This window comes from Kaistella flava (ex Peng et al. 2021) (assembly GCF_015191005.1).
GTDB classification, from domain to species: Bacteria; Bacteroidota; Bacteroidia; order Flavobacteriales; family Weeksellaceae; genus Kaistella; species Kaistella flava.
Genome location: NZ_CP040442.1, coordinates 951,322 through 966,336, shown reverse-complemented (window position 1 = coordinate 966,336; position 15,015 = coordinate 951,322). Strand labels below are relative to the sequence as shown.

At 35.1% G+C, this 15,015-nt stretch carries 12 protein-coding genes; 11 read left to right on the top strand and 1 reads right to left on the bottom strand.

The genetic code is table 11. The features are described 5' to 3' along the window. Positions 1 to 28: 28 nt before the first annotated feature. The 11 genes from Q73A0000_RS04335 to Q73A0000_RS04290 all read left to right on the top strand — a co-directional run bounded on the left by Q73A0000_RS04335 (position 29) and on the right by Q73A0000_RS04290 (position 13,705). Positions 29 to 5,890 carry an alpha-2-macroglobulin family protein gene (locus Q73A0000_RS04335; protein WP_193812859.1) on the top strand — a complete coding sequence of 1,954 codons (5,862 nt, stop codon included), beginning with the start codon at positions 29 to 31 and terminating at the stop codon, positions 5,888 to 5,890. 276 nt (positions 5,891 to 6,166) lie between these two features. After that, entirely contained in the window at positions 6,167 to 7,573 is a 1,407-nt protein-coding gene (locus Q73A0000_RS04330; protein WP_193812858.1) for a TolC family protein, read from the top strand. A gap of 190 nt (positions 7,574 to 7,763) precedes the next feature. Beyond that, complete coding sequence (locus tag Q73A0000_RS04325; protein ID WP_193812857.1) at positions 7,764 to 8,723, top strand: HlyD family secretion protein; 960 nt, start codon at positions 7,764 to 7,766, stop codon at positions 8,721 to 8,723. A gap of 27 nt (positions 8,724 to 8,750) precedes the next feature. Then, positions 8,751 to 9,950, top strand: a complete 1,200-nt coding sequence (locus tag Q73A0000_RS04320; RefSeq protein WP_193812856.1) for an ABC transporter permease — start codon at positions 8,751 to 8,753, stop codon at positions 9,948 to 9,950. Positions 9,951 to 10,288: 338 nt separating this feature from the next. Beyond that, complete coding sequence (locus Q73A0000_RS04315) at positions 10,289 to 10,849, top strand: Crp/Fnr family transcriptional regulator (protein ID WP_193812855.1); 561 nt, start codon at positions 10,289 to 10,291, stop codon at positions 10,847 to 10,849. Positions 10,850 to 10,901: 52 nt separating this feature from the next. Beyond that, positions 10,902 to 11,357: a DUF1569 domain-containing protein gene (locus tag Q73A0000_RS04310; protein WP_193812854.1), complete on the top strand. Its 456-nt coding sequence runs from the start codon at positions 10,902 to 10,904 to the stop codon at positions 11,355 to 11,357. A gap of 1 nt (position 11,358) precedes the next feature. After that, entirely contained in the window at positions 11,359 to 11,886 is a 528-nt protein-coding gene (locus Q73A0000_RS04305) for a hypothetical protein (RefSeq protein ID WP_193812853.1), read from the top strand. 9 nt (positions 11,887 to 11,895) lie between these two features. Further along, entirely contained in the window at positions 11,896 to 12,369 is a 474-nt protein-coding gene (locus Q73A0000_RS04300) for a hypothetical protein (RefSeq protein WP_244140800.1), read from the top strand. A gap of 2 nt (positions 12,370 to 12,371) precedes the next feature. Beyond that, on the top strand, positions 12,372 to 12,785 hold the full coding sequence (locus tag Q73A0000_RS04295; protein ID WP_193812852.1) for a hypothetical protein: 414 nt from the start codon (positions 12,372 to 12,374) through the stop codon (positions 12,783 to 12,785). Further along, on the top strand, positions 12,766 to 12,891 hold the full coding sequence (locus tag Q73A0000_RS17070; protein ID WP_262892926.1) for a hypothetical protein: 126 nt from the start codon (positions 12,766 to 12,768) through the stop codon (positions 12,889 to 12,891). The genes Q73A0000_RS04295 and Q73A0000_RS17070 overlap by 20 nt, the downstream gene beginning before the upstream one ends. A gap of 367 nt (positions 12,892 to 13,258) precedes the next feature. After that, the gene (locus Q73A0000_RS04290; RefSeq protein WP_193812851.1) at positions 13,259 to 13,705 is read left to right on the top strand and encodes a VOC family protein; all 447 of its coding nucleotides are present in this window, start codon (positions 13,259 to 13,261) and stop codon (positions 13,703 to 13,705) included. A 69-nt stretch (positions 13,706 to 13,774) separates the two neighbouring features. Here the strand turns inward: Q73A0000_RS04290 and pcaF are convergent, their stop codons facing one another. Beyond that, a complete protein-coding gene (gene pcaF, locus Q73A0000_RS04285) occupies positions 13,775 to 14,989 on the bottom strand; it encodes a 3-oxoadipyl-CoA thiolase (RefSeq protein ID WP_193812850.1) in 1,215 nt (404 codons plus the stop codon). Positions 14,990 to 15,015 lie beyond the last annotated feature (26 nt).

Here is a 15,015-nt window from a genome sequence, read left to right as displayed (position 1 = left end):
AAGGTTTTACATATTATAAAACAAATCTATGAAAAATAAATTTTTTACTCTCGTTCTTTTTCTTTTTACTTTAAATTCTTTTTTTGCCCAAAAACAGTACGATTTGCAATGGAAAAAAGTTGCAGAAAATTATCATTCAGGTCAATATAAATCGAATCTTCCATTAATTTTAGACATTCAAAACCAAGCCATGAAAGAAGACAATCCGGTGCAACTTATTCGTTCTTTGAAAGCAGAATTCAGTATTATTAATCAAACTTATGATGATACTAAAAATGATACTTCGACTCAATTTTTCACAAAATTAAATGGTTTAGATGCAAAATTAAAAGGTGATGAAAAGTTATTGTATCAAGTTTTATTAGGTGAGTTTTTTACTGAGTATTACAATGAAAATCAATGGCAAATTAATCAAAGAACAAATTTAAATAATCAGGATTTTACGCAAATTGAAACTTGGTCGAAATTGGATTTTAAAAATTATTTAACGAGAAATTTTACGAATTTGGAAACAAAGAAAGTAGAATTGCAAAAGATTTCAATGTCGAAGTATAAATCGATTTTTGAAGGAACCGAAGACTTGGATTACTTCCCGACTTTGTTTGATTGGAATGCGATGAATGAAATTAAATTCTACAATAATTCGCAACTTTTTACTCCGAATGAAAAGAAAGGCAATCAATCGAAGATTTCAAATTTGTATTCAGAATTAATTCAGAAAAATACAGGAAATTCAAAACTCTATTTTCAACATCAAAAATTGAATGACGATTGCTCTTTTTCAAATTGTAAAGACAAATCTCAGCAACTCCAAAATTTAGTAAAATCTCCAACTGAAGGTGATTATAAAGTAATGATTATTGCAGAAATCATCGATCAATTAATTGCTGACCAAAAATATAACGAAGCGCTTTTATTGATTAAAAATACGAAAGAACAATACGCAAAATCTAAATTTATAAACAATATTCTCAATCGGGAAAATAGTATTCTTCAACCATCTTTAACGATTTATTACGAAACGCATACGGAAGCAAATTTGCCGATTCAACTGGTTGCCGAAGCCAAAAATATTTCAAAATTTTCTTTGAATATTTATGAAGTTAAAGATGATCAGCAGAATTTTTTGAAATATGTGGCAAACTCGTATGATAAAACTCGTTTTCCGGCGGTCAAGAAAACTTTAGTTAGAAAAGAAAGTTTCGATTTGCAGGATTTAAAAGATTATAAAAATCACAAAACTTCTTTAGAAATAAAAGCACTTCCGTCTGGAATTTATCTGGCGGAATATGTGGTTGAAAATGCGATTCAGGAAAATTTCTATTTCATCGCCACGAATTCCAGAATCATCTATAATAAAAAAGATGAACGTAAAACGATTGCTGACCAATTACAGTTGGTGAACCGTGAAAATGGAAAATCTGTTTCTAATGAAAATCTGAAAATTTTTGAATTTACAAACGATAACAAGGCCAATTCTTTTGCGGTAAAAACTGATCAATCTGCGGTTTTCAAATTTCCTGTTTCTAAAGATAATCAGTATTACAGATATTATTTGGTTCAACAACCTTCGACCAATGATTATAATTTAATGCAGGTTTATGGCAATCAATATTATAATGAACCGAAGAAATTAGGAGAAGAAAATCTGGCGCAAATTTTTATCGATCGCGGAATTTATCGTCCCGGACAAATCGTTTATTTTAAAGTGATTAATACCAAATTATTTTTAGATAAAGAATCTGTAGCATCTGGAGTTTCCCAAGAAATAACTTTAAATGATGCCAACGGTGAAAAAATATCTTCTCAAAAATTCACCACCAATGAGTTCGGTTCTTACCACGGAAGTTTCACTTTACCTAATGGAAAACTGAATGGTCAATTCTCTCTAGAAGTTGATTCTGATGATTTAGATGATTCTGCGACCAAATATTTCCAGGTTGAAGAATACAAACGTCCAAAATTTGAAGTGACTTTTGATCCGATTGTAGAAGAATACAAATACGGACAAACCATCGAACTGAAAGGTAAGGCAATGATGTTTTCCGGCGTTGTGTTGAGCAATGCAACTGTGAATTATGAAATCAAAAAACAAAATATTCGGTGGAGATATTTCTGGTGGTTTCCACGTGGAAATGATAATGAAAACTCTATTTTAGGTGAAGTTAAAACCAATGATAAAGGAGAATTTGTCATAAAAATCGATCTCAAGAAAGATGAAACTTTAGACGGAATTCAAATTGATAATTATCAGATTAATGCTTCTGTGACAGACATTAACGGAGAAACCCAATCTTCCACAGAAAATGTAAAAGTCGCTTCCGTTTCACATTACATTAAAACCGATGATATCAAAGATACTTTTACCGATGAACCTTTAAAAATTAAAGTTGAAACAAAAAATTACAACGATCAAAATTTAAAGAAATCGTATCAGGTTAAACTATCGAAACTTCAACCGAAAGAGAGAGTTTACCGGTCTAATTTCGAAACTCAAATTCAGGACTTACCGAAATTTTCGAAAGCAGAATTCATTCAAAAATTCCCACATGATTATTTCTCTAAAGAAGAGCAAGAATGGAAAACGGAAAAAATCTTGATTGAAAAGACAGAGCAACCGTCAACTGTCAACGCTCAACTGTCAACTAATTTAGATCTCGGAAAACTTGCTGCTGGAAATTACAAACTTGAACTCTTTAATATTGAAGGAAAAGATACCATTAAAACTGAAAAAACTTTTGAAGTTTTCGATAAACGATTTTTAACAGATTCACAGAAACCTTATTTAAAAGTCATCCAACCAAAAGCCGAATTCAAGCGAACTGAAAAAGCGAAAATATTTGTTTATTCCGCAATTCCTGATGCTTTGGTGAATGTTTATATTCAAAATGGAAATGGCGAAACTTTGACCGAACAGAAGAAATTTAAAAATGGACTTTTAGAATATGAAGTTTCATTTCCAAAAGACGAAAGTATCGATCAAATCAATGTTCAGTTTCAGTTGGTCGCTTTTAATGATGTGCAAACGCAATCCGTTAATTTGAACATTGCTTCCGACAAAAAACCGTTGCGAATTGAAACCGTAACCTTCCGCGATAAATTGCAACCCGGACAAAAGGAAAAGTGGACGGTTAAAGTTATAGGCGACACTTCGACGGGGCTTAGTGCAGGCTCAGAGAAAATCAACGCTGAAGTTTTGGCGAATATGTATGATAAATCTTTGGATCAGTTTGCAAGTAACTCTTATTCTTTCCAACAAATTTATCAAAGATCTTTCATTATGAATTCTTATGGAATTAATGAAAATCTGGCTCAGGAAAACTTCAGTAAAAAATTGCATTACTTAGATCAGAAAATTATTAATGTCCCACAATTTAATTGGTTTGGTAGTAAAATTTACGGAGATATAGTAATGAACAGAATGTATTCTGCTTCTGTAAAAATGGAAGTTCAAGCAGAGACAGAAGGTGCCGGAATGGAAGATGCTCTGTACTCCCCACCGCCACCACCACCTGGAAATGGAAAATATACGAATAAACAAGCAGCCAATTCACAAGAAAACCTCGATAAAATCCCCGTTCGTCAAAATCTCAACGAAACCGCTTTTTTTTATCCAAACTTAATGACCGACAAAGACGGAAATGTAACTTTTGAATTTACGTCTCCGGAAGCATTGACGCAATGGAAACTGATGTTTTTGGCGCACACGAAAGATGCGCGTTCAGCAACTTTAGAAAAATCAGTAATTACGCAGAAAGAGTTTTCTGTGACGCCTAATTATCCAAGGTTCTTACGAGAAGGTGACGAACTGAATTTGCAATCAAAACTCTCTAGTTTAGTCGCTAAAAAATTGAGTGGAACTGCGCAACTGCAAATTTTAGACGCATTTACGAATGAAGATATTTCCAGTAAATTCAATTTAAATGAAACTCAAAAATCATTTGAACTTAAAGAAAATGGAAATGAAGTCGTGACTTGGAAATTGAAAGTTCCAAATGATATTTCTTCGATGATTATTAAAGTCGTGGCAAAAGCGGGGAATTTTTTAGATGGTGAACAAAAAGCAATTGCCGTTTTACCAAATCGAATGTTGGTTACAGATGCCGTTCCAATTTTTGTGAAAGAAGGTCAAACCAAAACTTTTACTTTAGAAAATTTAGTAAAAAATACTTCGACAACGGCAACCAATTTTTCCAATACTTTGGAATTGACAACGAATCCGATTTGGGAAATTATGTTCGCTTTGCCAAGTCTGAAAAATGATCCGAACAATTCTGCAGATGTCGTCTTCAATAAATGGTTTGCCGATGTTTTGGCTTCCGAAATCTTTAAAGCGAATCCAAAATTAAAAACTGTTTTTGAGGAATATCAAAGTAAAGGTTTACTGATTTCTAATCTGGAGAAAAATCAGGAACTGAAACAAATGTTATTGGAAGAAACGCCGTGGGTTTTAGAAAGTAAAAATGAAACTGAACAAATGGAAAAACTCGCCAGATTATTTGATGCGAATAATATGCGAAATTCCATTCAAACCGATTGGAGCGAATTGCAGAAATTGCAAAATCCAGATGGTGGTTTTTCCTGGTATCAAGGTTATCCGAGTTCGTACTATAACTCACTTTACATCTTGAATAATTTAGGAAAAATCAATGAATGGCTGAAAGAAGATACAGCAGATTATCAATCTTCGGAACAGAAGGAAATGGTTGCAAAACTAATTAATTATGTTGATTCTGAAGTTCATAAATATTGGGACGTGAAGAAAGAATACGTTTGGAATAATTATGTTTTAGACTATCTCGACACCCGAAATTATTGGGAAAAAGATTATCCATTAACAGGAAAAGGAGCGCAATTGAAATCATTGGTCATTAAAAAAGCGCCGACCGCGAAAATCACCGATTTCACGTTCTTCGGTTTGCACAGAGCTGCTCTGCTTTTCAATGATTATAAACTTCCTGTTTTATCTAAAAAATTATTGACTTATTTAAAAGAAACTTCCACCGAATCAGAGACACAAGGAATTTACTGGAAACAAAACCTGAATGATTGGGGATGGTATTCTTCCAAAACGGTGAATCACGCCGGAGCGTTGGAAGCGTTTAATAAGTTAAATCCAAATGACACCAATTTTATTGAAGAAATGAAAATTTGGCTGATTACTCAGAAAGAAGTCAATTCTTGGGGAAGTTCGCGCGGAACGGCGGAAGTAATTTTCACCATTTTAAATTCAGGTAAATCCTGGACTTCTGCAGATAGCGATAAAGCCACGATTATTTGGGGCGGAAAAGAACTCACCAATCCAGATGCGAAAGCGACAGGTTATGTGAAATCAACTTTAAAAGGAGAAAATATCGATAAGCAATTAGGGACAGTTACGGTTACAAAACCAGGTCCTGGAATTGTTCAGGGTGGATTATTCTGGCAATATTATGAGGATCTGGATAAAATAAAATCTTCCGAATCTTATCTTTCAATCGTTAAAGAATTGTACAAAAAAGTGAAAACCGTAAACGGTGAAGAATTGCAAAAAATCGCAAATGAAACCCCGCTGAAAGTTGGTGATAAAGTAACGGTAAGAATGATTTTAAACACCGACCGAAATATGGAATTCATTCACCTGAAAGATATGCGTGCTGCAGGATTTGAACCTTTAAATGTCATTTCCGGTTATGAATGGAAAAACGGTTTAGGATATTATCAAAGTACAAAAGATGCGTCCACGAATTTCTACATCGAGAATATGCCTAAAGGAAAATACGTTTTTGAGTACGATTATATTTGCAACGCATCAGGAACATTCAGCAACGGAATCACGACTTTGCAAAACTATTACGCGCCGCAAATGAATGCGCATACAAAAGGAACGAAAGTTACGATTACCGAATAATCTACTTTGACAAATCTTAGATTCCACGAAGTGAAACTTTAAAATCTTGGCAAAGTTTTAAAGAGATCCGTTTCAATTTTGAAACGGATTTTTTTTGGTTTATCCGAAAAATCCGACCGCATATTTTTTCGTAAATTTATTTATGGATAAGTTGGTGAAGACAAGTCGAAATTTATTACCAAGAATTCATAAGGGAAATGCGCTTTTTGACAAATGTCAAAGGATTCGGTTTCCATTCTCCGCAACTTTGTACCATCAAACAAACAAATAGAGAAAATGAAAACCTTTAAAAATAATTTGGGCAAACTGCTGCTATTTTTTCCAGCATTAATTTTTGCGCAACAGGCACCGACTTTACAGGAATTAATTGACAACGCTTTGGTGAACGATGGAACATTAACCCAACAAACCCTTGAAAATAAATATACCAAACTCGATGATCAAAAACTGAAAGATGTTTTTCTTCCCAAAGTTGATGTCTCTGGGAAAGCTGGTTATCTGTATGCGAGTGCTCATCTAAAATCGCCGGAATTCGGTATTCCCGCAATTCCAGGAATTTTTCCCGGCGCTGTAATTCGGGAAGGTCAACTCGATAATAATCTCAATATTTCGGGCCTTTCTACTTTAGCCAAGGCTGAAGCCAGTATGCTTTTATACTCGGGCGGAAAAGTGAAATACCTGAAAGAAGCGAATAAAGAAAAAAATATTTCAGAAAACCTGTTGATGCAAAAAAGCCGCGACGAGATCATTACCGAAGTTTCAAAAGCGTATGACCAAATCGCATTGGTTCAGGAATCAAAAAAAGTTTTGGACGAAGCGAAAAAGCGTTTGGACATCAATAGAAAAACGGCTGATAAAGCTTTAGGTTATGGACTGATTACGCCATATGACCGGAAAAAAATCGAATTGGCGCAGGCAACTTTAGATTCTAAATTAGTAGAATACGAAGGAAAAAAAGAATTGCTGATTACCCAGATCGAAATATTAACCGGAATCGAAAGAGAAAGAATTGCCTTAATTCAACCACAATTGCAAACCATTTCCTACGAAGTTCTTGATCAAAATATTGAAAATAGAGTAGAAATACAGGCATTGGATCATGGTATTAAAGCGACCGATTTTAAAATTAAAGCCGAGCAAAGATGGTGGGTTCCGAAAGTTCAGGCGCAGACTTCACTGAGTTATTTCGGTCTGTTCAACAGTAATATCGGAACTTCTAAAGAACTCTTGCCAAACACAGGAAAAAAACTGGATCTGAATCCTGCGAATACAAGTGTATTCCCTTTATTTCAGGCCGGAGTTGGTTTTAAATGGGATGTTTTTGATGGTAATGAAGGAAAGCATTTGGTTGAAAAAGCAAAAATTGAAAAAGAGATTTTAGAAAATAAAAAGCGCGACGCTTCTAAAAAACTGAATTTGAATTTAGCCAACAATCAAACCAATTACACGATTGCCAACGCGCAAATTAAGTTGAAAGAAAAATCCCGTGAGATTGCGAAAGAAGGTTTAGAGCAAGTTGAAAAAGAATTTCGATATGGAACAAAAACTTCATCAGCTTTGATCGATGCTGAAAATGATTTAGAAAATGCCGAGCTGGAATTGCAAACTGCTATTTTTAATCAAAGAAGAAGCGCCATCGAACTTATGAAATCGACTCAGAACTTGCAGATTGAAAAACTTTAAATTTTAACCGCAAAAGAGACAAAAGAAAAATGGATAAATAAAGATTTCCAAAAGTCTGAAAAAATTAAAATATTGACTGTATTCACTTTTTGCAAACTATTGATTCACTTATTTAAATAAAACTTTTGCATCTTTTGCGGTTGAAAAAAAACTAAAAACCAATCTTAACCATAACAAACAAACAATCAAAATGAAAAATACTGTATTAACATCTTTGGCTTTGGTAAGTGTCATCACACTTTCAGGCTGTAAAGAGTCAAAACCTGAAAGAGAAATTGTCGGCAAAACGAAAAAGGAAGTTATTTCTTTTGCACCAAAACTCACCGGAAGAATTTTAGCCATTAAAGTAGAAGAAGGGCAAACCGTAAAAGTTGGCGATACGCTCGCAATTTTAGATGTTCCCGAAGTTTCCGCGAAAATTGCGCAGGCAAAAGGCGCAACTTCTGCCGCAAAAGCCCAGGTTCAGATGGCACAAAATGGTGCCACCGCTGATCAGCTTCGTCAATTGAAAGCAAAACAAAAAGGATTACAAGAGCAGTTTCAATATGCTCAAAAATCTTTCAACAGAGCGAAAAACATGTATCATGACAGCTTACTTTCTCCCCAAAATTACGATGAATATTTTGCAAAATATCAAGGAGCAAAAGCACAATTAGACGCGGTGAATGCTGAACTTCATGATGTGCAAGCTGGGACGCGATACGAAAAAATTGAAATGGCTCAAGGTCAGGCGAATCAGGCGATGGGCGCTTTGCAGGAAGCAAATATTGCGAATTCTGAAAAATACATCATTGCCACAAATGACATGGAAATCGAAACTATTGCATTAAACAAAGGAGAATTGGCAACAGCAGGTTATCCATTGTTTACCGGTTATATTCCAGAAACTTCTTATTTCAGATTTACCATTCCTGAAAGCAAAATTGCAAAATATCAAAAAGGAATGACCGTAAAAATGTTGGTTAATTACAACAATAAAGAATTTACCGGAAAAATTGTCGCCATCAAACAATTGGCGAAATACGCAGATATTACGACGGCTTTCCCTGATTACGAACCGGAAGAAGCAATTTATGAAATTAAAGTTGTTCCAGAAAATCAGAAGGCCGCGAGAGATATTTTGGTGAATTCAAATGTGACTTTAAAGTAATTGGAAAATTAAATTAAATCTCACAAAATGAAACAAATAAGATATTTATTAAAAAGAGAATTCCGCCTGTTCTTAACGAACAAAACCTTGATTTCGGTTTTCTTTTTAGCGCCGGTTTTCTATGCGTTGCTCATCGGATTTACCTATCAATCAGGGAAAGTAGAAAACATTCCCGTGATCGTGGTGAATCACGACAATACGCCTTTATCCGACCAACTTTTGGAAATGCTGCAGGACAGTAAATCTTTGAAAATATTAAGTTATATCAACGAACCTGCAAATCTGAAAGATGAAACTATAAAAACGGAAGCAGCTGCTGTGATCATCATTCCCGAACGTTTTGAAGCCATGATGCTTCAGAAAAAATATCCGGAAGTGAATGTTTATGTGAATACTTCAAACGTTTTGACCGCGAATTTTGCCACGAAAGCCATTCAGTTAACGCTCGGAACTTTTTCTGCCGGCGCGGAAATAAAAGCACTGCAAAAAAAAGGAATGACTGCAGATTTGGCGAAAACCCAATTTGAACCTTTCAAATCGAATTATATAACGCTCTTCAACACGACCAGTAATTACCTGATTTTCATGTGGCCTGCGATGATGGCGGTCGTTTTACAGCAGGTAATTCTATTGGCAATGGCAGTCTCGTTTTCCGAAGAATTTAAAAGAGAATCGTTTATCAAAGATTTTGCGGGAAAAGAAAAATATGCGGTTGCCGTTATGGCGATAAAATGTCTGCCGATCTGGGTTTTTGCGAATTTCAACATTCTTTTCTTCTATCTGTGCAGCCTCTATTTCAAAATTCCCGTCCCGGATAATGTGTGGAATTTCTTCCTAATCACCGCAGTTTTTGTTGTGGCAGCAACCAATCTCGGCGTTTTGGTAAGTATCGTAATTCCGGATGCGCTGAAAGCGACTCAGTATTTAATGGTGATCGCGTCACCTGCATTTATCATAAGTGGATTTACGTGGCCGACTTACGCAATGCCGGAATTTATCAAAAATTTTACGGCGATTATTCCTTTAACGCGTTATTTAGAAGCGCTGAAGATTATGGTTGTTCAAAACGGATCTGCAATTTTGACTAAAAAATATCTGGTTCACCTTTTTATATTAGGTTGGGTGTATTTTATTTTAGGCTGGATTGCTTTAAAAATTAAAATCCATTTCCTTTTCAAAAAATATAAAATATCTCAGAATCAGGAAGTTGAAAGTATAACCAAATAATTTCTTCTGAAGAATAAATTGTAAGTCATAACAGTTTTCATACTGTTTGTTTGTTGGGAGCGTCTGGACTTATTGTTCGGACGTTCTTTTTTTAAGTGTTTAATTTTGGGCAGACATTTCCGCCTGAGTTTATCGTGAGCTTGTCGAAGGGTTCCCGCTTTTTTTATTGGTGGCTTAGTTTCGACAGGCTCAACTGCCACGACAAGCTCAGCCACCAATAAAAAAGAGCTCCACTCAAGTCGGGCTGCATATTTTGCTTCTTTAAACAGATAATTATTAATTCAAAGTCTCTGCTTTTTTACCAGATTCTTTCATTATTTTTGTGAAAACTCCATTACGTGAAACTTCTTGACCAAATTTCAAAATACATAAAAGTAGACGCTGTTACCGAGGATTTTTTCCGAAACGAAACGCAGACAAAAACTTTTCCGAAAGGCGAATTATTAAGCCATCAAAATACCCACAACCGAAATGTTTATTACATGGAAGAAGGTTTGGCGAGAACCTATTATTTTGAAAAAGGAAAAGATATCACCACCAATTTTTATTCAGAAGGAAAATCATTTGGCAGCATCGACACGATTTTTGCAAATGTTCCTTCCATCTATAATATCGAAACTTTAGAAGAAAGTACCATCACTTTTTGCGATTATAAAAAGTTAGAAGAATTGTGTTCAGTTTCTTTGACTTCCGCTAATTTCAGTCGGTTTCTTTTGGGGAATTTAATGACACAAATGTCCAAACGAGTGAGTTCATTGCAACACATGACTGCGAAAGAAAAATACTCCCAACTTTTGGAGGAAAATCCAAATATTATTCTGCGAGCACCTTTGGGAATGATTGCTTCTTATCTTGGGATTTCACAGGAAACATTAAGTAGAATCAGAAGTGAAATTTAAATTTGAAAATAGTACCGTAATAATTTCTATTTTTGTTAAGTAAAACCAAACTATGCAAGATATCTTCAACGCCAAAGAAGCGCAGAACTACATCGACAGAATCAATAAACTTTCTCCCGAAACAAAAGGGAAGTGGGGAACAATGACGGTTGACCAAATGTTGACACATTGTAACGTGACTTACGAAATGGTTTATGAGCCTCAAAAACATAAAGCACCAAGTGGAATCGCGAAATTCATTTTAAAGAATTTTGTAAAATCAAAAGTGGTCGGAGAAAAATCTTATTCACAAAATTCTCCCACTGCGCCACAATTTAAAATTAAAGGCGATCAGGATTTCGATTTAGAAAAAAAACGATTAATCGGCTTTATTCAGAAGACACAACAGTTAGGACGCGAAGCCTTTGACGGAAAAGAATCGTTCTCCTTCGGAAAACTAAAAGCTCAGGAATGGAATAATATGTTTGCGAAACATTTGAATCATCATCTAGAACAATTTGGAGTTTAATATGAAATATCTTTTAATTCTATTTTTAGGAATTTCAACAGGCTTGTTTGGTCAAGTTCAGAATTCATTTCCTTACAAAAATGCTGACCTTTCAAAAATTATACATAATCAGGATACTTTTTATATCGGCCAGATTGATGGAGACAAAGCGTATAAAATCAAATTTGAATCTGTTGTTAAGAATCCACTAGCACCAGAAAAATACATTATAATTGGAGTGACAGATGTTGAAGGTATAATTACGAATTTTAAAGGTGAAATTATTTTTAAAGAAAAATTTGCAGTGAAAAATAATCCCGATACGGTTTTGCTTTTTGGAGATTTTAATTTTTCGGAAGTATCCTCTCGGCATAATACAGATTTCTTTAAGGGTAAAATAAGAGTGCAAACTGGCAGTGATATTAGTAAATCAGATGGATTAAGTAATGTTACTTTTAAAGGAGAATTAAAAAGAGCAGAGGATAAAACTCACCAGATTTGGTTTGGGAATTTTTACCATAACGATATCGATAAAGTAATTTTTAGATAAAAACACATCATGATGAAAAACTTAACTCTTTTATTGCTGTTGATCAGCGCCTCTGCCTTCTCGCAAATGCCTAATATTTCAAATGTTTGGATGAATAATTCTCAACCTTATATTGGAACCATCAGCGCTGAGAAAATGCCGATAAAGTTGAGAATTTTAACTTCTGAACAAGACAAAAAGAATGATCAGGAATATTTTGTTTCCGGATTTACGTTGGTTGATAAAACGCATACCAATTTTGAAGGCAAACTGAAAATCACAAAATACAAACCTGGCAAAAAAAGAAATACTGTTTTCGGTGAATATGAATTGGCTGAAGAAGACAAGGGAAAACATTCTGGAATCTTAAAAGGAAAATTTATTTACACCTTTATCTGGAATAAAACGACCGAAAAAATTGACCAGCAATTTATCGAATTCATCGGTGATTGGAAGAGTTACGATGGAATTTTGAATTACCCAACCAACTGGAAAAAGCAATAATCATGATCAGAAAAATATTGGCGCTTTTAGTAGGAATTATTGCAACCAGTGTTGTGGTCGGACTGGTTCAGCAACTGGGACATTACCTGTTTCCGCTTCCTGTAGGAACCGATCCTAACGATCCGGAAGCCATCAAAAAATATGTAGAAACGGCACCTTTCATGGCAATATTCTTTGTCATTATTTCTTATTCGGTCGGTGCTTTTACAGGTGGGTTTGTTTCCACAAAAATCGCAAATAACGGAAAGAAAATCTACGCCATCATCATCGGAATTCTTTTTTTAATGACGTCAATTTACATGATGATCATTATTCCTTCGCCAATTTGGTTTTGGATTTTGGGAATTGCAGTTTGGACTTTGGTTTTAGTTGGATACAAATTAGCTTTGAATAAAAATGAATATACAAATCATTGATTTTGAATCAAAATACAGAGATGATTTTAAAAATATGAACGTGGAATGGCTACAGAAATATTTTGTGGTAGAGGCGTTTGACGAACAGCAACTCTCTAATCCCTAATCTGAAATTTTAGATAAAGGTGGGAAAATTTACCTCGCGAAAGTCGGCAATAAAATTGTGGGAACGTCGTCGCTGCTGAAAGAACACTATATTTACGAACTCGTTAAAAATGGCAGTAACAGAAGATTTCAAAGGCCATGGAATCGGAAATCCTTTGATGGAATATTCAATTGAAGAAGCATAGAAATTAGGCTCCCAAAGACTGATTTTACTTTTGAATCTGAGTTTGAAACCAACTTTAACAATGTATGAAAAATTCGGTTTTGTAGAAAATCCTTTAGATGAAAAAACGTCTTACGAAAGAGGAAATATCAAAATGGAACTAAAATTAAAATAATTTTAAACTTAAATTAAAAATCTAATAATCATGGCAACAATTAATCCTTATTTAACCTTCGACGGCAATTGCGAAGAAGCATTCAATTTTTACAAATCAGTTTTCGGTGGTGATTTTCCAATGGTCGGAAAATTTGGAGATATGCCAGCACAAGAAGGGATGCCGCCACTTCCCGAGGATGCCAAAAACAGAATCATGCACATCACGCTCCCGATTTCGACCGAAACAATTTTGATGGGCAGCGACACGATGCCGGGAATGCACAATCATAAAATTGGCAACAATATTTCACTTTCCATCAATACCAATTCTAAAGAAGAAGCCGACAAAATTTTTGAAGGACTATCTGAAGGTGGAGTAGTAACAATGCCACTCAACGATACTTTTTGGGGCGCTTATTTCGGAATGTGGACCGACAAATTTGGCATCAATTGGATGGTGAATTATGATGATCCGGCCAAAGTTCAGGCACATTAATTTCTGATAATAAAAAACCCTTTCAGCCTTTTAAAGGCTGAAAGGGTTCTTAAATAAATTGGATAAAGTTTAGATATTTACATTTTCCAGAATCACGGCGTAACCTTGTCCAACGCCTATACACATTGTTGCCAACGCATATTTCTTACCCGTTTTCTGAAGTTCAAGAGCAGCAGAATAAGTAATTCTGGTTCCGCTCATACCAAGTGGATGGCCGAGTGCGATTGCACCGCCATTGACGTTAACTCGAGCATCATCATTTGCGATTCCCAATTCTTTTAGACACGCGATACTTTGTGCTGCGAAAGCTTCATTCAATTCGATAATATCAATTTGATCTAAAGTTAAGTTGGCTCTCTTTAAGGCTAATTTTGTGGCTTCAACAGGACCGATTCCCATAATGCTCGGTTCAACGCCAACTACGGCGGAACTTACGATTTTAGCTAAAGGTTTTAAATTATAATTTTTAACTGCCTCATCTGAAGCGATAATTACGGCAGCAGCACCGTCATTTAATCCCGAAGCATTTCCTGCGGTAACCGTTCCGTTTTCCTTCATGAACGCTGGTCGCAATTTTCCTAAAATCTCTAAAGTAGAAGTTGGCTTGATGAATTCATCTGTATTAATAACAATCGCATCACCTTTTCTTTGTGGAATTCTAATCTCAGAAATTTCTTCTGCAAATCTCCCACTTTCTTGAGCTTTGGTCGCTTTCATTTGAGAATTTAAAGCAAATTCATCTTGTTCTTCGCGCGAAATATTATATTTAGCAGCTAAATTTTCAGCAGTTTTTCCCATCGCATCAATGCCGTACATTTTCTCCATCGCAGGATTTACGAAACGCCATCCAAAACTGGAATCAAACATTTTAGAATCTGTTCCGAAAGCCGATTCGGATTTAGAAAGAACGTAAGGCGCTCTGGACATTCCTTCAACGCCACCAGAAATAAACAAATCACCTTCACCAGATCTGATCGCTCTCATCGCTTGAACAATCGAGCTCATTCCAGAAGCACACAATCTGTTAACTGTTTCTCCCGGAACATTAATTGGAATTCCAGCCAGAAGCAAAGCCATTCTCGCAACATTACGGTTGTCTTCACCCGCCTGGTTCGCGCAACCAATAATCACATCATCAATTTTATCTAAAGGTAAATCTGGATTTTTTTCAATTAAACTTTTTAAAACAGAAGCCATTAAATCATCAGTTCTAACTGGTGCCAAACTTCCTTTAAAATTTCCAATCGCAGAACGGGTTCCATCGATGATATATGCGTTATTCATTTTTTATTTTTTAGTGAGCGTAAATT

Coding starts and splice junctions, on each gene's coding strand:
- Q73A0000_RS04295 (WP_193812852.1), top strand. CDS start 12,372: ATGATCAGAAAAATATTGGCGCTTTTAGTAGGAATTATTGCAACCAGT.
- Q73A0000_RS04320 (WP_193812856.1), top strand. CDS start 8,751: ATGAAACAAATAAGATATTTATTAAAAAGAGAATTCCGCCTGTTCTTA.
- Q73A0000_RS04305 (WP_193812853.1), top strand. CDS start 11,359: ATGAAATATCTTTTAATTCTATTTTTAGGAATTTCAACAGGCTTGTTT.
- Q73A0000_RS04330 (WP_193812858.1), top strand. CDS start 6,167: ATGAAAACCTTTAAAAATAATTTGGGCAAACTGCTGCTATTTTTTCCA.
- Q73A0000_RS04310 (WP_193812854.1), top strand. CDS start 10,902: ATGCAAGATATCTTCAACGCCAAAGAAGCGCAGAACTACATCGACAGA.
- Q73A0000_RS17070 (WP_262892926.1), top strand. CDS start 12,766: ATGAATATACAAATCATTGATTTTGAATCAAAATACAGAGATGATTTT.
- Q73A0000_RS04335 (WP_193812859.1), top strand. CDS start 29: ATGAAAAATAAATTTTTTACTCTCGTTCTTTTTCTTTTTACTTTAAAT.
- Q73A0000_RS04325 (WP_193812857.1), top strand. CDS start 7,764: ATGAAAAATACTGTATTAACATCTTTGGCTTTGGTAAGTGTCATCACA.
- Q73A0000_RS04290 (WP_193812851.1), top strand. CDS start 13,259: ATGGCAACAATTAATCCTTATTTAACCTTCGACGGCAATTGCGAAGAA.
- pcaF (WP_193812850.1), bottom strand. CDS start 14,989: ATGAATAACGCATATATCATCGATGGAACCCGTTCTGCGATTGGAAAT.
- Q73A0000_RS04300 (WP_244140800.1), top strand. CDS start 11,896: ATGATGAAAAACTTAACTCTTTTATTGCTGTTGATCAGCGCCTCTGCC.